Below are 16,892 nucleotides of genomic sequence, written 5' to 3'. Positions count from 1 at the left end.
TTTGTTATTTTACAGTTAACGGTGGTACCTGGGTTCGCACATTTGCTGTTCGGCGGCGGCGTCAGATGTGTATAAGGGAGAGTGGGGAGAGGGGGCGTGGGCAGAGGCGGCGAGTCGACAGGAAGTGGGGAGAGCGTCCGGGGGCAGGCCGTCCAACAGGCCGGACACCACAGCCCTGCCCGAACGCGCAGAGGGGGCGGATGCCTCGCATCCGCCCCCTCCCGCGCACGACCGCGCGGTCGCGATCACCCGAAGCGGCCCGAGACGTAGTCCTCGGTCGCCTTCTGGGTGGGGTTGGTGAAGATCGTTCCGGTCTCGGCGAACTCGATGAGCTTGCCGGGCTTGCCGGTGCCGGCGATGTTGAAGAAGGCCGTCTTGTCGCTCACGCGCGAGGCCTGCTGCATGTTGTGGGTCACGATCACGATCGTGAACTCGTTCTTGAGCTCCTCGATCAGCTCTTCGATCGCGTAGGTCGAGATCGGGTCGAGCGCCGAGCACGGCTCATCCATCAGCACGACATCGGGGGAGACGGCGATCGTGCGGGCGATGCACAGTCGCTGCTGCTGGCCGCCCGACAGTCCTGCGCCCGGCTTGTCGAGGCGATCCTTGACCTCTTCCCAGAGGTTCGCGCCGCGCAGCGACTGCTCGACCAGAGCGTCGGCGTCGCTCTTCGAGATGCGCTTGTTGTTCAGGCGCACACCCGCGAGCACGTTCTCCTTGATCGACATCGTGGGGAACGGGTTCGGACGCTGGAAGACCATACCGACCTGACGGCGCACGAGCACCGGGTCGACGCCGGGGGCGTAGAGGTCCTCACCGTCGACGAGCACCGAGCCCTCGACGCGGGCGCCGGGGATGACCTCGTGCATGCGGTTCAGCGTGCGCAGGAACGTGGACTTGCCGCATCCCGACGGGCCGATGAAGGCGGTCACGGTGCGGGGCTCGATGTTCATCGAGACCCCTTCGACAGCGAGGAAGTCGCCGTAGTAGACGTTGAGGTCCTCGACCTCGATGCGCTTGGACACCTGGGGGCTCCTTGATCAGCGGGACTTCGGCGCGAACATGGTCGCGACGATGCGGGCGATGAGGTTGAAGATGACGACGAGGATGACCAGCAGCAGGGCGGCGCCCCACGACTGCGCCTGCGAGGCGGCGATGTCCTGGCCGGGGAAGCTGTAGGCGGTGTACGCCATGACGGGCAGGGTCTGCATCGGTCCGTCGAACGGGTTCGCGTTGAAGTTGTCGGTGAAGCTCGCCGCGATGAAGATCGGCGCGGTCTCGCCGACCACACGGGCCACGGCAAGCACCACGCCGGTGACGATGCCGCTCGCCGCGGTGCGCAGCACGATCTTGACGATCGTCGTGGACCGGGGAACACCGAGTGCGAGGGATGCCTCGCGCAGCTCGCTCGGGACGAGTCGCAGCATCTCCTCGGTCGAGCGCACGACGATCGGGATCATCAGCACGCACAGCGCGATCGATGCGGAGAAGCCGCTGAACGCCTTCGGGCCGACGATGAGCGAGAACAGCGAGAAGGCGAACAGACCGGCGACGATCGACGGGATGCCGGTCATCACGTCGACCAGGAACGTGATCATGCGCCGCAGCGGGTTGTTCGGCTGCGCGTACTCGACGAGGTAGACCGCGGTCAGGATGCCGATGGGAACCGAGATGAGCGCGGCGATGCCGGTGATGATCAGGGTTCCGACGACGGCCTGCAGGGCGCCGGGCGTGGCCACCACCGACAGGGTGTCGGGGTCGAACCTCGTGCCGCCGGTCTGGGTGATGAAGCTCCAGCTGAGCACCCCGATGCCCTGGGAGACGACGGTCCACAGCGTGGAGATGAGCGGCGCGACGGCCAGCACGAAGGCGCTCGTCACGAGTCCGCGGACGACCCGATCGGTCGCCTTCCGGCGGTTCTCGACGATGGTGGATGCCACGCCGATGCCGGCGAGGTAGAGCACCGCCGTGAGCACCAGCCACAGCGCGATGTTGAACGGGGCGAGGAGGGCGATGACCCCGGCCGAGATGACGAGGGCGATCACCACGCCGATCGGCTCGGAGAAACGGGGGAGCTGTCCGCTGGTGAGGCCGGGTGCGCGGGTCAAGGGGGCGGCGGTGGAGGTGGTCACGAGCGCTTCCCCTTCTTCTTGCGGCCCTTCGCGCCGGGACCGGTCGCGGCGATGATGTAGCGCGCGAGCATGTTGACGGCGAGGGAGACGACGAACAGCATCAGGCCCGTGCCGATGAGCGCGGAGCGCTGGATGCCGGACGAGATCGGGAAGTTCAGCGCGATGTTCGCGGCGATCGTCTGCGAGTTGTAGCCGTCGGTGAGCAGTTGCACCGAGAACAGGAGGGCGGGGGAGATGATGAGGGCGATCGCCATCGTCTCGCCGAGCGCCCGGCCGAGCCCGAGGAGGGTCGCTGAGACCATGCCGCTGCGCGCGTAGGGAAGGACCGACAGGCGGATCATTTCCCAGCGGGTCGCGCCGAGAGCGAGGGCTGCCTCTTCGTGGAGGCGCGGCGTCTGCAGGAAGATCTCACGGGTGATCGATGTGACGATCGGGAGGATCATCACCGCCAGCACCACGCCACCGGCGAGCATCGTGGAGCCCGTCGAAGTGATCTGTCCGCTGAACAGCGGGATCCAGCCGAAGTACTCGTTCAAGAACTGCGACAGCGGCAGGAGGAACGGGCGGATGACGATGATGCCCCAGAGGCCGAACACGATCGAGGGGACCGCGGCGAGCAGATCGACGATGTAGCCGAGCACCCCGGCGAGCCGGCGCGGGGCATAGTGCGAGATGAACAGTGCGATGCCGATCGCGACGGGGGCGCCGAGGATCATGGCGATCACGGCCGACCAGAGGCTTCCCCACAGCAACGGCGCGACGTACGCCCAGAAGCTCGACCAGCCGTTGCCGAGCGGGTTGTGGATGGCGGCTAGGTCCTGGTTTGAGCTCCAGTTCGCGGTGATCGCGGGGAGTCCCTGGATGATGAGGAAGATCGCGACTCCGGCGAGGATCACCATGATCGAGATCGCGGAGCCCGTGGAGAGTCCGAGGAAGACGGTGTCGCTCGCCCGGCGCTTGCCGATCAGTGATCGGGACGGAGAGGTCGTGGTGGTCGCCGCGTCAGCCACGGCTTCCCTCGTCTTCTCGCAGAGGCACGGCGTTCTCCTTCTCGGGTCGGGCGTCGTGTGGAGCTCCGAAGACGACACTAATGCGAACGGCTCGGACTCAGTCACCCCACCGAGCAGGCTCGGGAGGGCAACTCAGTCCGCCCGGATCCGACGAGCGGATCCGGGCGGGCCGAAGGGTGTTACTTGATGGTGGCGAGGGTCGCCTGAACCTTGGTGAGGATCTCGTCCGGAACCGGAGCCGAGCCGGCGTTCTTCGCGGCGACCTGCTGACCGAGCGTCGAGGCGACGAAGCCGAGGTACGACTTGACGAGCTTGGCCTGCGTGGCGTCCTTGAACGTGGTGCAGGTGATCGCGTACGAGAGCAGCGGGATCGGGTAGGTCTCGGCGGTGAGCTTCGAGTAGTCGAAGACCTGCGACAGGTCGCCGGCCACACCGTTGGACTTCGTGGTCGCCGCAACCTCGAAGGTCTTGGCGACGGCGTCGGCGGAGAACGCGATCGCAGTACCGCTCTGGATGATCGACGCGGCCGTCAGCGAGCCGATGCCCGAGTGGTCGGCGTAGCCGATGGTGCCGTTACCCGACTTGACGGCGCCGACGACGCCCGAGGTGCCCTTCTGGAGCGACACGTTGCCGGTGATCGGCCAGCTCGAACCCGCCTTGTGCGTCCACACCGACGGGGCGGTGCCCACGAGGTAGTTGGTGAAGTTCTGCGTGGTGCCGGAGCCGTCCGAGCGCGCGACCGTGGTGATCGGGCCGGCGGGAAGTGCGGTGCCGTTGTCAGCGGTGATCGCCGGGTCGGACCAGTCGGTGATCTGCAGTGCGAAGATCTTGGCGATCGTGGTCGCGCTGAGCTTGAGGCTCGTGACGCCGGAAACGTTGAAGATGATCGAAACGCCGTCGAGGTAGATCGGCAGGTTCAGGCCACCCTCGGTGCACAGCGCGGCAGACTTCGTGGTCTCGTCAGCCGACAGCGGGGCGTCGGACCCGGCAAAGTCGTACGCGCCGTTGAGCCAGTTGGTGCGACCGCCACCGGAGCCCTGCGACTTGTCGTAGTTGATCGTGACGTTCTTGTTGGTGGCGTTGTAGGCCGTGATCCACGCGGTCTCCGCGTTGGCCTGCGCGCTCGAGCCACCGGCGGTGATGGTGCCGGAGAGCGTCGTGTCGATGGTCGAGGTGACGCCGGTGGCCGAAGGGGACGCCGAGGCGCCTCCGTTCGAGCCCGACGACGAGCAGCCTGCGAGTGCGATCGCGGCAACGGCGGCGAAGGCGCCGACCTGCGCAATGCGGGTGATCTTCACTGTGGAATCCTCACGTTTATCGGGTGTGCCCGGTGCATGGGCACGCCTGACGGTAAACGTCGGCCCTTAAGCGACGGCGGTGCACAGGTGAACAACGGGTGAACGCGGCCTGTGCGCCCGCCGCCCGCATCAGAGTGCGGGGGTGTGCGTCTCGATTGCCGCGATGCCGGCGCCGGGGTTCGTCGCGGACAGGTGCACGACCGAGAATCCGCCCACGGGGAGCGCCGATGCGCTGCCGAGGTAGGCGCCCCGCAGCGTGCCCGTCGCGAGTGCGAGCTCGGCGAGGATGTCGGGGAGCACGGGGCCGTGGCTGCAGAGCACCGCGGGCTTGCGGGAGCGCACCCGCTTGCCGATGACCGTGCGGGCGTCGCTGCGCCCCTCCTCCCAGAGGTCTTGGCTGATGAGGGGCGTCGTGCGCACGTCGCGCTCGAGGGCGGCGGCGAGCGGCGCGACGGTCGCGAGGCAGCGCACCGCCGGACTCGAGACGATCCGTCGCACCCCGAAGCTGCGCAGCGGCCCCACGAGCGCCTCGGCCTGGCGCGCGCCGCGGTCGGTGAGGGGTCGGTCGGCGTCCTCGCCCTTCCAGCTCTCGCGAGCGACGGCCTTCGCGTGGCGCAGGGCGATGACGGGGAAGGTCTGCAGCACGCCGCGATCGATGAAGTCGAGGAACTTCGTGACGATCTCGACGTCGACCGGGTAGCTGAGGTATCCGAGCGCGCGCTTCGGGGTGACCCACTCGAGCGCCGCGATCTCCTTGTTGGGCACGAACGCGCTCGCGCGGATCGCGGCATCCGTCGCCTCTGCCGCCCAGTAGTGCACGACCTTCTCGCGCCGGCTCGGCAGGTGATAGCGCGAGACGCCGACGGGCACGCCGAGCGCGACCTTGATGCCGGTCTCCTCGAAGATCTCGCGCACGGCCGTCTCCAGCAGGCTCTCTCCGGGGTCGAGCTTGCCCTTGGGCAGGGTCACGTCGCGGTACTGCGTGCGATGGATGAGCAGGATGTGCAGGCGCCCCTCGACGAGGCGCCACACCACGCCGCCGGCCGCGTAGACGGTCGTCGTCATCGGGTCGCGCGCGGACGACGTCGCTTCTGCACGGCGGTCATCGTCGCCTCTTGGAGATCGAGCAGGGGCTTGCCCTCGGCGTCGCGGCTGCGCCGCGTCCAGACGCCGTCCCCGCCGAGCCACCAGGAGCTGGTCGACTCGCTCATGGCGAGGTCGAACAGGTCGGTGAGCTCGGTGAGCTGGGCGGGCGCCGTGACGCGCACGAGCGCTTCGACCCGGCGATCGAGGTTGCGGTGCATCATGTCGGCGCTGCCGATGTACACCTGCGGGTCGCCGCCGTTCGCGAACGCGAAGATGCGGGAGTGCTCGAGGTAACGCCCCAGGATCGATCGGACCGTGATGTTCTCGCTCATCCCCTCGACGCCCGGCTTGATGCTGCAGATGCCGCGCACCCACACCTCCACCGTCACGCCCGCGTTGCTGGCCTGGTAGAGCGCATCGATGATCTGCTCATCGACCATCGAGTTGACCTTGATGCGCACCGACGCGGGCTTGCCCGCGAGGGCGTGCCGACGCTCGCGGTCGATGAGGCGCAGCAGCCCCTTGCGCAGATGCAGGGGTGCGACGAGCAGGCGCTTGAACTTCTTCTCGATCGCGTACCCGCTGAGCTCGTTGAACAGACGCGTGAGGTCGCCGCCGACCTCGTCGCTCGCGGTGAACAGGCCGAAGTCCTCGTAGATGCGGCTGGTCTTCGGGTTGTAGTTGCCGGTGCCGACGTGGCTGTAGCTGCGAAGCACTCCGCCCTCCTCGCGGATGACGTGCACCAGCTTGCTGTGGGTCTTCAGCCCGACGAGACCGTAGACGACGTGCACGCCGGCCTTCTCGAGCTTGCGCGCCCAGATGATGTTGTTCGCCTCGTCGAAGCGCGCCTTGACCTCGACGAGCGCGAGCACCTGCTTGCCCGCCTCCGCCGCGTCGATGAGCGCCTGCACGATGGGGCTGTCGCCCGAGGTGCGGTAGAGCGTCTGCTTGATGGCGAGCACCTGGGGGTCTTTCGCCGCCTGCTCGAGGAAGGCCTGCACGCTCGTCGCGAACGACTCGTAGGGGTGGTGCACCAGCACGTCGCCCTTGCGGATCGCCGCGAAGATGTCGGGGCGCTCGTTGTTGTCACCGGGCTGGAACGCGATCGCGGTCGTCGGCACGTGGGGTGCGTATTTGAGGTCGGGGCGGTCGATCTTGGACAGGTCGAACAGGCCGCGAAGGTCGAGCGGCGCGGGCAGCCGGTAGACCTCCTGCTCGGTGATGTCGAGCTCGCGCAGCAGCAGGTCGAGCGTGACCTCGTCCATGTCGTCGGCGATCTCGAGGCGGATCGGCGGGCCGAAGCGGCGCCGCATCAGCTCGGCCTCGAGGGCCTGGATGAGGTTCTCGGTCTCGTCCTCCTCGATCACCACGTCCTCGTTGCGGGTGAGTCGGAAGGCATGGTGGTCGACGATCTCCATGCCCGGGAAGAGGTCGGCGAGGTGGTTGGCGATGAGGTCTTCGAGAGTGAGGTAGCGCACGCGCTCACCCGGCACCTCGACGAAGCGCGGCAGCATCGGCGGCACCTTCAAGCGCGCGAACTCCTGGCGTCCGGTGCGGGCGTTGCGCACCCGGATGGCGAGGTTGAGGCTGAGGCCGGAGATGTAGGGGAACGGATGCGCCGGGTCGACGGCGAGCGGCATGAGCACCGGGAACACATGGGCCTGGAAGTACCCGTAGAGCCGGCCCTTGTCGGCGTCGCTGAGATCGTCCCAGCTGACGATGTCGATGCCCGACTCGCTGAGGGCGGGCTTGACGTGGTCGTTCCAGGCGCGGGCGTGCCGCACCTGCAGCGCGTGGGCGGCGGCGGAGATGTCGGCGAGCACGTCGATGGGCGCGCGTCCGACGTTCGTCGGCACGGCGAGTCCGGTCATGATGCGTCGCTTGAGCCCGGCGACGCGCACCATGAAGAACTCGTCGAGGTTCGAGCCGAAGATCGCGAGGAAGTTGCTGCGCTCGAGCACGGGCAGCGCCGGGTCCTCGGCGAGCTCGAGCACACGCTGGTTGAACGAGAGCCAGCTCAGCTCGCGGTCGAGGTAGCGGCCCTCCGGAAGCTCGGCGACGGACTCCTCGACGATCTCGTCGAAGTCGTCGTCATCCGAGTCGCCCAGACCAGCGTCGAGCACATCCTGATCCATCACCTCTTCATCATGTCAGCAGGAGGTGACGCCCGTGTGAACGGTTTTCCGACGGGCCGTCCGAGCGGGACGCGGCGGATCGAGAGCGGATGCCGCGGCTACGCGCGGGCGCCCGGCGCCGTCGCGGGCAGCTGGTCGTCTTCGTACACGTTGAAGCGGTATCCGACGTTGCGCACCGTGCCGATGAGCTGTTCGAGGTCGCCGAGCTTCGCGCGCAGACGCCTCACGTGCACGTCGACGGTGCGGGTGCCGCCGAAGTAGTCGTAGCCCCAGACCTCGCTGAGCAGCTGCTCGCGCGTGAACACCCGCGACGGGTGGGTCGCGAAGAAGTGCAGCAGCTGGAACTCCTTGTAGGTGAGATCGAGCGGCTTGCCGTGCACCTTCGCCGAGTAGGAGGATTCGTCGATCGTGATGCCGGAGGTCTGGATGCGCGAGGAGACCTGATCCTTGGAGAGCCGGCCGATCGCGAGGCGGATGCGCGCATCGACCTCGGCGGGTCCGGCGGTCACGAGGATCACATCATCCACTCCCCAGTCCGTCGAGACGGCGGTGAGTCCGCCCTCGGTCACGATGAGGATGAGCGGAGCGTCGAGTCCGGTCGTCGTCAGGATCTTGCACAGCGACTTCGCGCCGACGAGGTCGGATCGCGCGTCGACGAACACCACGTCCGCGCTCGGGGCGTTCACGAGCTGGGCGGGCTCGGCGGGGATCTGCCGGGTGCGGTGGCTCAGCAGCTCGAGGGACGGCAAGATGGGCGTACTGCCCTGCGCCGAACTCAAGATGAGCAGCTGTGCCATGCAACCTCCCGGCCCTGCGGCCACGTGTGCCCCAATCCTAGGCGCTTCGAGGGCGCGGCTCGCGCGGGCGTCCGCCGTGCGGGATGCGCGCGTGAGCGCGCGTGGGTGAGAATGATCGCGTGAGCTCTCCCGAACTGGCGCCGCCCCGCTCGACCGCGGGCATCGTGACCGTGTGGGTCGTGGCCCTCGTGGCGGGCATCGTGGTGTCCGTCCTCGCGCCGGACGGCTGGCGTTCCGCGGGGATCGCGTTGGTGCTGGCCGGATGCCTCGTGCTGTCGTTCGTCGTGCAGCTCGTCGGCGGACGTCCGCACCGGTTCATCCAGCGCATGGCGATCAGCGTCGCCGGGAGCTTCCTCATCCTGGGCGCGGTAAGCCTGGTCGTCGCGATCGTCGCCGTCTTCCCGTAACCAGGGCGCGGCCGGGCGCGAAGGGGGCGACTAGACTGGGCGGCATGGATCTCGTCGCGCTCGAACTGTTCTTCGTGGGCCTTCTCGGACTCGCGTCGCTGGCCATCGTCTTCGTGTCGGGCGTGGTGCTGAAGAACCTCTTCCGCGGCCAGCGCTGACGGAGTCGGTCGTGATCGACATCCCGACCGAGCTCCCCGCCGACCTGGTGCCGTTGTCGTGGCTCATCGGAGCCTGGCAGGGTACGGGTGTCATCGACTACGAGGCATCCGGTCATCGTTTCGAGGGCGAGTTCGAGCATCGCGTGACGTTCGCCCATGACGGCGGCGATGCGCTGACTTACACCGCGCACGCGTGGCTTCTGCAGGGCGAGACCCGCGTGCCGCTCGTGGCCGAGACCGGGTTCTGGCGGCTCTCGCGACCCGCGACCGACGGCGACGCCGGGCCGGGGCTGCTGCCGCCGACCGCGCTCACCGAGCCCCGAACGGCCGACGACGTGGAGGCCCTGCGCACCCCCGAAGGCGGGTTCCCGATCGAGGTGGTGCTCGCGCACGCCGACGGCATCAGCGAGCTGTACCTCGGACAGATCCGCGGACCGCGCATCGACATCGCGACCGACGCTGTCGTGCGCGGAGCGGGCGCGAAGCACTACGCCGCCGCGACCCGCATGTACGGGCTCGTCGACGGCCACCTGCTGTGGGCATGGGATGTCGCGGCCCTGGGCACCGAGCTGTCCTCGCACGCGTCGGCGCGGCTCGCCAAGGCCGACGCATGAGCGCCGACTGGTCGCAGGTGCCGGCGGCGGTGCTCGACGAGGCGGGCGTGCTGGAGCACGTCGGCAGTCCGCTGCGGGAGCAGCGCATCCTGCGCGACGGCCTCGCCATCGTCCCTCGTGCCGACCGTCGGGTGCTCGCCGTTCCCGGCGAGGACCGCCTCAGCTGGCTCGACTCGATCTCGACGCAGGCGTTGAAGACCCTCGCTCCCGGCGAGAGCAGCGAGCTGCTCGTGCTCGACCCGCAGGGGCACGTGGAGCACGCGGCATCCGTTCTCGACGACGGCGAGACCACGTGGCTCATCGTCGACGCGGCCGATGCCGAGCCCCTGCTGACGTTCCTGCGGCGCATGCGGTTCCGGTTGCGCGTCGCGCCCCGTGATGCGAGCGACGAGCTGGCCGTGATCGGATGCCGCGCCCCCGCGCTCGCGCACCTCGAAGCTGCGTCGCCGGCGGGCGTGCCTCTCGTGTGGCGCGATCTGTGGCCGGAGATCGGCATCGGCGGTGTCGGCTACGCGGCCGACGAGGATCATCCGGGCCACGGCTACGGCGCGATCGAGGTGCTCGTCACCCGGGAGACCGAGGCCGCGCTCGTTCGCGCTGCGGCGGCCGGCGAGATCGCCGTCGCGGGCGTGCTCGCCGCCGAGGCGCTGCGCATCGCCGCCTGGCGGCCCCGGTGGGCGGCCGAGATCGACGAGCGCACGATTCCGCACGAGCTCGACTGGCTGCGCACCGCGGTGCATCTCGACAAGGGCTGCTACCGCGGGCAGGAGACGGTCGCGAAGGTGCACAACCTGGGGCATCCTCCCCGCCGGCTCGTCTCCGTGCAGCTCGACGGCAGCGACGCCGTGCTTCCCGCGGCGGGAGCGGAGGTGCACGTCGGTGACGCCGTCGTCGGGCGTCTCACCTCGGTGGCACAGCACGTCGACGACGGTCCGATCGGGCTCGCGGTGGTGAGCCGTCGCGCCGACGTCGCCACCCCGGCGACGGTGGACACCCCCGACGGACCCGTCGCCGCCGCACTCATCGAGATCGTCCCGCCGGACGCGGGGGCCGCGGCATCCGTGCCCCGCCTCACCCGGCTCTCGCGCCGCACGTGAGCGGCGAGCCGCCGCCGATCACCGCACCGATCGCGGTGGGCTGGCGGGCCCGACTCGATCCCGCTCCCGCGCTTCACCGCGTGCGCGGCTCCCTCGTGCCGATCACCCAGATCGTGGTCGCTGTCGTGGTGTCGTTCTCGGTCGCGCATTTCGGCATCGGGCACGCCGCGCCGCTGCTGGCGGCGACGGTGCCGATCTCGAGCCTCGGCCTCGTGCGCGACGCCCGCCCGCGGCTCGTGTTCGAGACGGTCGTGGGGATGCTGTTCGGCATCCTGGTGTCCGAGCTCATCGTGCTCGTGGCCGGGATCGGCTGGTGGCAGCTGGCGATCGCGATGTTCGTCGCCATGGCCATCGCGCGCTTCATCTCACCGCGGCCCGGATTCGCGATCGCGGCGGCGACGCAGTCGGCGATCGTGATGATCCTGCCGATCACGGTGCCGTTCACCCGGCTGCTCGATGCGGCGGTCGGCGGCGCGGTGGCGCTGCTCGTGACCGCGCTCGTGCCGCGCAGCACCCGCCGCACCGAGCTCGCCGACGCACAGGCAACGTTCGCGGGGTTCACCGCGGCCGTCGATACGGTCGTCGCGGGACTTCGCGCCGGCAGCCGCGAGCGCGCCGATCGTGGGCTCGAGAAGGCGCGCGCGTTGGGCGGCGCGATCTCCGCCTGGGGCGCCGCACTCGAGTCGAGCGCGGAGATCGCCCGCATCTCGCCGTTCCTGCGACGCCAGCGGGAGGAGATCGCCCGCCATGCGCGGGTGCAGCGCGCCATGGACCTCGCGATCCGCAACCTCCGCGTCGTCGCCCGGCGCTCCGCCTACCTCGTCGACGACGGGATGCCGCGCCCGCTGGCCGCGGACGTGCTCGCCGAGATCTCGACGGCGGCGGGGCTGGTGCGCCTCGCGCTCGACGACATCTCGTACGAGCCCGCCGCGCGCGACGTGCTGCGGGCGGTCGCGGGGCGCCTCGACCCCGCCGCGCTGCTGCCCGACGCGGCCCTGGGCGACCACAACCTGCTGGCGTCGCTGCGCCCGCTGCTGGTCGACCTGCTCGTCGCGACCGGCATGCCCGAGGGTGACGCCCGCGGCGCGATCCCGCGCATCTGACGTCGTCAGCGAGCGGATGCCGCGGGCGCCACAGCCGACCACGGCACCGTGACCTCGCCCAGCCGCCAGCGCGAACGCGCGAGCAGGGGAGTGCCCGAGCGCACGAGCGCGTCGAGCGCGGCCCGCCAGCGCTGCTCGGCGCTGAAGGTCGCGAGCGGTGCCGCACGCGTCCACTCGCGGTCGAGCGCGGCGAACAGGGCGTGCACCGCCTCGCCGGGAACGTTGTGGTGGATCAGCGCCTTCGGCAGGCGCTCGGCGGCGATCGACGGTGCCTCGAGTCCGGCGAGGCGCAGCGAGATCGTGAGGGTGCGGGGGACGGCGTCCGCGCCGAGCTCGACCCACGTGCACACCCGGCCGATCTCGTCGCACGTGCCGTCGACGACGACGCCGCGCGGGTCGAGCCGGGACGCCATGAGCGACCAGGCGGCCGCGACATCCGCCTCGTCGTACTGCCGCAGCACGTTGAACGCGCGGATGACCGCGGGCGGCCGCGGGGCCCGCGCCTCGAAGCCGCCACGGGCGAACGAGACCCGCGCATCGGCGGGGAACGACGAGCGTCCCGCCCGCACCGCGGCGAGCTGCGCGTCGGCGCGCGCCACGCGGTCCGGATCGATCTCGATGCCGAGCACCTCGACACCCGGATGCGCCCGCCGCAGCCGCGACTCCAGCTCGAACGCGGTCACCCCGCTCGCCCCGAAGCCGAGGTCGACGACCAGGGGTTCCTCGACCTGCCGCAGCGCCGGATGCCCCGCGATCCAGCGGTCGACGCGCCGCAGCCGGTTCGTGCCGGTCGTGCCGCGCGTCGCGTGCCCCACGGGCTTCGCGGACGGGCTCATCCGACCATGATCGCAGGCCGGGGAGGGGCATCCGCGCTCGATATCATGGGGGTCATGACCGCGCCTTACACGCTGATCCTGCTCCGCCACGGGCAGAGCGAATGGAACGAACTGAACCTCTTCACCGGCTGGGTCGATGTGCGCCTCACCGACCAGGGCAAGGCCGAGGCCGCGCGCGGCGGGCGACTCCTCGCCGAGGCCGGCATCCTCCCCGACGTGCTGCACACGTCGCTGCTGAGCCGCGCCATCCAGACCGCGAACATCGCCCTCGACGCCGCCGACCGCCTCTGGATCCCGGTGACCCGCTCGTGGCGCCTCAACGAGCGTCACTACGGCGCCCTGCAGGGCAAGGACAAGGCCGCGACCCTCGCCGAATACGGCCAGGAGCAGTTCATGCTGTGGCGCCGCTCGTTCGACGTGCCGCCGCCCCCGCTCGCCGACGACGACGAGTTCAGCCAGGTTGACGACCCGCGCTACGCCGGTATCGACGGCGACGTGCCCCGCACCGAGTCGCTCAAGCTCGTCATCGACCGCCTGCTGCCGTATTGGCACGAGGCGATCGTCCCCGACCTCCGCGCCGGCAAGACGGTGCTCGTCACCGCCCACGGCAACTCGCTGCGCGGTCTCGTGAAGCACCTCGACGGCATCAGCGACGCCGACATCGCCGAGCTCAACATCCCCACCGGCATCCCGCTGGTCTACCGCCTCGACGAGAACCTCGTGCCGCTCGGCCCGGGCGAGTACCTCGACCCCGAGGCCGCCGCCGCCGGCGCCGCCGCGGTCGCGAACCAGGGCAACAAGTAGGCGACACGAAGGGGGCGGATGCCGCGGCATCCGCCCCCTTCGTCGTGTTCGCGCTCAGTCCTCGATGGAGTCCGCGGTCCAGTCGCCCGTGGCGAGGTAGACCATCTTCTTCGCGATCGAGACCGCGTGGTCGCCGAAGCGCTCGTGGTAGCGGCTCGCGAGCGTGGCGTCGATCGTCGCCGACGCCTCACCCTTCCACGAGTCGCTGAGCACCTTCTCGAAGACGCTGACGTGCAGCTCGTCGAGCTTGTCGTCCTCGTTGCGGATGGCCTCCGCGAGGGCGAGGTCGCGCGTCTCGAGCAGGGTCGTGAGCTTGCGCGCCAGGTCGACGTCGATCTCGCCCATCTTGGTGAACGTGCTCTTCAGGCCCTTGGGGATCGCGCGGTCGGGGAAGCGCATGCGGGTCAGCTGCGCGATGTGCTCGGCGATGTCGCCCATGCGCTCGAGCGACGCGCTGATGCGCAAGGCGGAGACGACCATGCGCAGGTCGGTGGCGACCGGCTGCTGGCGGGCGAGGATGTCGATCGCGAGCTCGTCGAGCGCGACCGCCTTCTCGTCGATGATGGTGTCGTTGTCGATGACCTCTTCGGCCAAGGCGACGTCGCTCGTGCCGAACGCCGTCGTCGCCTTCTCGATGGCTTCGCCGACAAGGCCGGAGATCTCGACGAGACGCTCACGCACCTCATCGAGCGACTGCTGGAATACCTCGCGCATGGATGTTGACCTTCCTGTCGGGGAGGGGCGGCGCGGGGCCGCAACCCGCCCGATTGTCGTCACCGAAGGTTAACGATCGGTTCCCGACGCATGAATAATCCCATGTCCTCGCCCGGGACGGCGCGAGACGGGCCGGTGGGAAGTTTCCGAGCGTTCTACTCTGGGACACATGCAGGACACGCCGCTGGCGCTGCTCGCGCTCGCCACCGGAGTGGTCATCGGGGGCGTGATCGCCGCGCTCATCGCCGTCGCCATCAGCGCACGCCGCCGTGCGTTCGAACAGGCGTCGCTCGACGTGCCGCCCGGTATCTCCGACGTGCTGGCCGCCATGGACGACGCCGCCGTCGTGGTCGACGGCGGCGGCACCGTGCGCGCTGCGTCGCTCGCGGCCGCGGCGTTCGGCATGCGGGTGGACGACCACCTAGTCGATGAGACCCTCCGCCGCCTCGCGCGCTCGGCCCGCGAGGCCGGGGCGTCCGCGGCATCCACCCTCACGATCCGCCGCGCGGCGCCGCCCGCTGAGGAGCGCCTGGTGTCGGCCCGTGCCACGCAGGTATCGCCCCGGCTCGTGCTGATGGTGATCCGCGACATCACCGAGCGCGAGCGCGTCGAGCAGATGCGCCGCGATTTCGTCGCCAACACGAGTCACGAGCTGAAGACGCCGGTCGGCGCTGTCACGCTGCTCGCAGAGGCCATCGAATCCGCCGCGGAGGACCCGGACCAGGTGCGCAACTTCGCGGGCCGGCTCTCGGCGGAGGCCGCCCGGCTCGCCTCGCTCACCTCGCGCGTCATGAACCTCTCGCGCCTGCAGTCGGCGGACGAACTCAGCGAGCGGCGCGACAGCTCGGTCGAAAGCATCATCACCTCGGCGATCGAGGCCAACGCGACGTCGGCGGATGCCGCCAAGGTGACCCTCGTCCGCGGGGGCGAGCGTGGCATCTACGTGCACGGCGACTCGCAGGTGCTCGCCGAGGCCGTCAGCAACCTGATCTCCAATGCGATCGCCTACTCGCCGGCAGGGTCGAGCGTGGGCATCGGCGTCAAACGCGTCGAGGGAACGGTCGAGATCGCCGTCGCCGACCGCGGCATCGGGATGTCGCCCGAGGACCAGGAGCGCATCTTCGAGCGCTTCTTCCGCAGCGACCAGGCGCGCTCCCGCCGCACCGGCGGCTCAGGGCTCGGCCTCGCGATCGTCAAGCACGCCGTGCAGCGCCACGGCGGCGAGGTGCGCGTGTGGTCGCGTCTCGGTCGCGGTTCGACCTTCACCATTCAGCTGCCTGCTGTCGCCCCGCCCGCCGATGCCCCTCTCGATCGCGGAGCCGGCGTCGCCGGGGTGCGCACGCCCGCACGCCCCGAGCCGGTGGCCGCCTGGACACCCCCGTCGAACGGAAAGAAGAAATGACCCACGTGCTTCTCGTCGAGGACGAGCCCGACCTCGCCGACCCGCTCGCGTACCTGCTGCGACGGGAGGGCTTCGAGGTGGAGATCGCCGAGGACGGCCAGGCCGCGCTCACCGCGTTCCGTGAGCGCGCCGCCGACATCGTGCTGCTCGACCTGATGCTGCCGGGCATCCCCGGTACCGAGGTGTGCCGTCAGCTGCGCGCGACGACCCAGGTGCCGATCATCATGCTGACCGCGAAGGACAGCGAGGTGGACATCGTCGTGGGGCTCGAGCTCGGCGCGGACGACTACGTCACCAAGCCCTACTCGACGCGCGAGCTGCTCGCCCGCATGCGGGCGGTGCTGCGCCGCTTCGCCCACCTGGAGGCGGACCTCGACGAGCACGTGCTGAGCGGGGGTCGGGTGACGCTCGACATCGACCGGCATACCGTGGCCGTCGACGGGCGGGAGATCGCGATGCCCCTCAAGGAGTTCGAACTCCTCGAGGTGCTGATGCGCAATGCCGGCCGTGTCATGACCCGCGGCCAGCTCATCGACCGGGTGTGGGGCACCGACTACTTCGGCGACACCAAGACGCTCGATGTGCACATCAAGCGCATCCGTTCGCGCATCGAGGCGGCGCCCGGCGACCCGGAGATGCTCGTCACCGTGCGCGGGCTCGGCTACCGATTCGAGGCGTGACAGACCCGGCGCCGCACGTCTGTCGGAACGAGGAAGGGCGGGGAGCGCACGCTCCCCGCCCTTCCTCGTCGTGAGGGCTCAGTTGCTCGCCGACGGCGTCGGAGCCGGGGTCGGCACGAGCGTCGAGAGGTAGCTCAGTTGTCCGGTCAGCACGGGGGTCTCCACGCGGGCGCCCTCGCCCGTGCCGGACTGGAAGTAGATGGACACCGTCGACCCGGGGGCGGAGTCGAGCGGGGAGATCGGCAGCGGCGCGGTCGAGCCGGTGCCGAGGCTGAGGGTGGATCCGGCCGAGACCAGGATGGCCGTCTTCACCGCGCTCGAGCCGTCGCCGACGGTGACGTTCAGCACCTCACCGCTGTCGGTCGGGTTCACGACGGTGGCGACCAGGTTGCCGTTCGCGCCCGACGAGTCGGCGACGACCAGCACGTTGCGCACAGCGAGGGGTCCGCTCGACGCGGGGACGTTCACGCCGCCCGACGGGGCGTAGTCCTTGTCCATCGACTGATTGGTCGTCTCCTGGGGAGTCAGGAACGTGCATCCCGTCGTTCCGAGGACGACGAGTGCGCCCACTGCCAGCGACGCGATCAGGCGCGTTTTCACGGTACCTCCCAGGGTGAAG

Annotated in this window: 17 protein-coding genes; 7 read left to right on the top strand and 10 right to left on the bottom strand. The window is 69.8% G+C overall.

Going from position 1 to position 16,892, the window contains the following annotated elements:
* Positions 1-245: 245 nt before the first annotated feature.
* From pstB to FFS51_RS12175, 7 genes are all read right to left on the bottom strand, one after another.
* Positions 246-1,025, bottom strand: coding sequence for a phosphate ABC transporter ATP-binding protein PstB (gene pstB / locus FFS51_RS12205; RefSeq protein ID WP_045246769.1), 780 nt, complete (start codon positions 1,023-1,025; stop codon positions 246-248).
* 15 nt (positions 1,026-1,040) lie between these two features.
* Positions 1,041-2,132 (bottom strand): phosphate ABC transporter permease PstA, encoded by a 1,092-nt coding sequence (pstA, locus tag FFS51_RS12200; protein ID WP_137878504.1) that lies wholly within the window; start codon positions 2,130-2,132, stop codon positions 1,041-1,043.
* A complete protein-coding gene (pstC, locus tag FFS51_RS12195) occupies positions 2,129-3,142 on the bottom strand; it encodes a phosphate ABC transporter permease subunit PstC (protein ID WP_137878503.1) in 1,014 nt (337 codons plus the stop codon). The genes pstA and pstC overlap by 4 nt, the downstream gene beginning before the upstream one ends.
* A gap of 179 nt (positions 3,143-3,321) precedes the next feature.
* Entirely contained in the window at positions 3,322-4,440 is a 1,119-nt protein-coding gene (locus FFS51_RS12190; protein ID WP_045246766.1) for a phosphate ABC transporter substrate-binding protein PstS, read from the bottom strand.
* 129 nt (positions 4,441-4,569) lie between these two features.
* Positions 4,570-5,505, bottom strand: coding sequence for an NUDIX hydrolase (locus FFS51_RS12185; RefSeq protein WP_045246765.1), 936 nt, complete (start codon positions 5,503-5,505; stop codon positions 4,570-4,572).
* Positions 5,502-7,661 (bottom strand): RNA degradosome polyphosphate kinase, encoded by a 2,160-nt coding sequence (locus FFS51_RS12180; RefSeq protein WP_048809303.1) that lies wholly within the window; start codon positions 7,659-7,661, stop codon positions 5,502-5,504. Before FFS51_RS12180 ends, FFS51_RS12185 begins: the two co-directional genes overlap by 4 nt.
* Positions 7,662-7,759: 98 nt before the next feature.
* Positions 7,760-8,458, bottom strand: coding sequence for a response regulator transcription factor (locus tag FFS51_RS12175; RefSeq protein ID WP_045246763.1), 699 nt, complete (start codon positions 8,456-8,458; stop codon positions 7,760-7,762).
* Between the two features lie 119 nt (positions 8,459-8,577).
* On the opposite strand from FFS51_RS12175, the gene FFS51_RS12170 reads away from it, so the two are divergent.
* The 4 genes from FFS51_RS12170 to FFS51_RS12155 all read left to right on the top strand — a co-directional run bounded on the left by FFS51_RS12170 (position 8,578) and on the right by FFS51_RS12155 (position 11,837).
* Positions 8,578-8,865 (top strand): hypothetical protein, encoded by a 288-nt coding sequence (locus FFS51_RS12170; protein ID WP_045246762.1) that lies wholly within the window; start codon positions 8,578-8,580, stop codon positions 8,863-8,865.
* A 169-nt stretch (positions 8,866-9,034) separates the two neighbouring features.
* Positions 9,035-9,637, top strand: coding sequence for a nitrobindin family protein (locus FFS51_RS12165; RefSeq protein WP_056210292.1), 603 nt, complete (start codon positions 9,035-9,037; stop codon positions 9,635-9,637).
* Positions 9,634-10,734 carry a CAF17-like 4Fe-4S cluster assembly/insertion protein YgfZ gene (gene ygfZ, locus FFS51_RS12160; RefSeq protein ID WP_137878502.1) on the top strand — a complete coding sequence of 367 codons (1,101 nt, stop codon included), beginning with the start codon at positions 9,634-9,636 and terminating at the stop codon, positions 10,732-10,734. Before FFS51_RS12165 ends, ygfZ begins: the two co-directional genes overlap by 4 nt.
* Positions 10,731-11,837 (top strand): FUSC family protein, encoded by a 1,107-nt coding sequence (locus FFS51_RS12155; RefSeq protein WP_249352718.1) that lies wholly within the window; start codon positions 10,731-10,733, stop codon positions 11,835-11,837. Before ygfZ ends, FFS51_RS12155 begins: the two co-directional genes overlap by 4 nt.
* Before the next feature lie 5 nt (positions 11,838-11,842).
* Here FFS51_RS12155 and FFS51_RS12150 read toward each other — a convergent pair whose 3' ends face one another.
* Positions 11,843-12,673 (bottom strand): class I SAM-dependent methyltransferase, encoded by an 831-nt coding sequence (locus FFS51_RS12150; protein WP_137878501.1) that lies wholly within the window; start codon positions 12,671-12,673, stop codon positions 11,843-11,845.
* 54 nt (positions 12,674-12,727) lie between these two features.
* Here FFS51_RS12150 and FFS51_RS12145 point away from each other — a divergent pair, with 54 nt between their 5' ends.
* On the top strand, positions 12,728-13,477 hold the full coding sequence (locus FFS51_RS12145; RefSeq protein WP_045246779.1) for a phosphoglyceromutase: 750 nt from the start codon (positions 12,728-12,730) through the stop codon (positions 13,475-13,477).
* A gap of 54 nt (positions 13,478-13,531) precedes the next feature.
* Here FFS51_RS12145 and phoU read toward each other — a convergent pair whose 3' ends face one another.
* Positions 13,532-14,191, bottom strand: coding sequence for a phosphate signaling complex protein PhoU (phoU, locus tag FFS51_RS12140; RefSeq protein ID WP_045246757.1), 660 nt, complete (start codon positions 14,189-14,191; stop codon positions 13,532-13,534).
* A gap of 169 nt (positions 14,192-14,360) precedes the next feature.
* On the opposite strand from phoU, the gene FFS51_RS12135 reads away from it, so the two are divergent.
* Both FFS51_RS12135 and FFS51_RS12130 read left to right on the top strand, forming a co-directional pair.
* Positions 14,361-15,593, top strand: a complete 1,233-nt coding sequence (locus FFS51_RS12135) for a sensor histidine kinase (protein ID WP_137878500.1) — start codon at positions 14,361-14,363, stop codon at positions 15,591-15,593.
* The gene (locus tag FFS51_RS12130; RefSeq protein WP_045246756.1) at positions 15,590-16,273 is read left to right on the top strand and encodes a response regulator; all 684 of its coding nucleotides are present in this window, start codon (positions 15,590-15,592) and stop codon (positions 16,271-16,273) included. The genes FFS51_RS12135 and FFS51_RS12130 overlap by 4 nt, the downstream gene beginning before the upstream one ends.
* Positions 16,274-16,351: 78 nt before the next feature.
* Here FFS51_RS12130 and FFS51_RS12125 read toward each other — a convergent pair whose 3' ends face one another.
* Positions 16,352-16,873 (bottom strand): hypothetical protein, encoded by a 522-nt coding sequence (locus tag FFS51_RS12125; protein WP_045246755.1) that lies wholly within the window; start codon positions 16,871-16,873, stop codon positions 16,352-16,354.
* Positions 16,874-16,892 lie beyond the last annotated feature (19 nt).

It is taken from the genome of Microbacterium sp. 4NA327F11, from assembly GCF_005503465.1.
In the GTDB taxonomy this organism is placed as follows: domain Bacteria; phylum Actinomycetota; class Actinomycetes; order Actinomycetales; family Microbacteriaceae; genus Microbacterium; species Microbacterium ginsengisoli.
Note: the sequence above shows the minus strand (reverse complement) of the source record. Positions and strands in the feature narration are given on the sequence as shown.

Bases quoted from the DNA above. Each gene is read 5' to 3' on its own strand.
- FFS51_RS12185 (WP_045246765.1), bottom strand. From the start codon at position 5,505: ATGACGACGACCGTCTACGCGGCCGGCGGCGTGGTGTGGCGCCTCGTC.
- FFS51_RS12180 (WP_048809303.1), bottom strand. From the start codon at position 7,661: ATGGATCAGGATGTGCTCGACGCTGGTCTGGGCGACTCGGATGACGAC.
- FFS51_RS12175 (WP_045246763.1), bottom strand. From the start codon at position 8,458: ATGGCACAGCTGCTCATCTTGAGTTCGGCGCAGGGCAGTACGCCCATC.
- ygfZ (WP_137878502.1), top strand. From the start codon at position 9,634: ATGAGCGCCGACTGGTCGCAGGTGCCGGCGGCGGTGCTCGACGAGGCG.
- FFS51_RS12150 (WP_137878501.1), bottom strand. From the start codon at position 12,673: ATGAGCCCGTCCGCGAAGCCCGTGGGGCACGCGACGCGCGGCACGACC.
- FFS51_RS12145 (WP_045246779.1), top strand. From the start codon at position 12,728: ATGACCGCGCCTTACACGCTGATCCTGCTCCGCCACGGGCAGAGCGAA.
- phoU (WP_045246757.1), bottom strand. From the start codon at position 14,191: ATGCGCGAGGTATTCCAGCAGTCGCTCGATGAGGTGCGTGAGCGTCTC.
- FFS51_RS12135 (WP_137878500.1), top strand. From the start codon at position 14,361: ATGCAGGACACGCCGCTGGCGCTGCTCGCGCTCGCCACCGGAGTGGTC.
- FFS51_RS12130 (WP_045246756.1), top strand. From the start codon at position 15,590: ATGACCCACGTGCTTCTCGTCGAGGACGAGCCCGACCTCGCCGACCCG.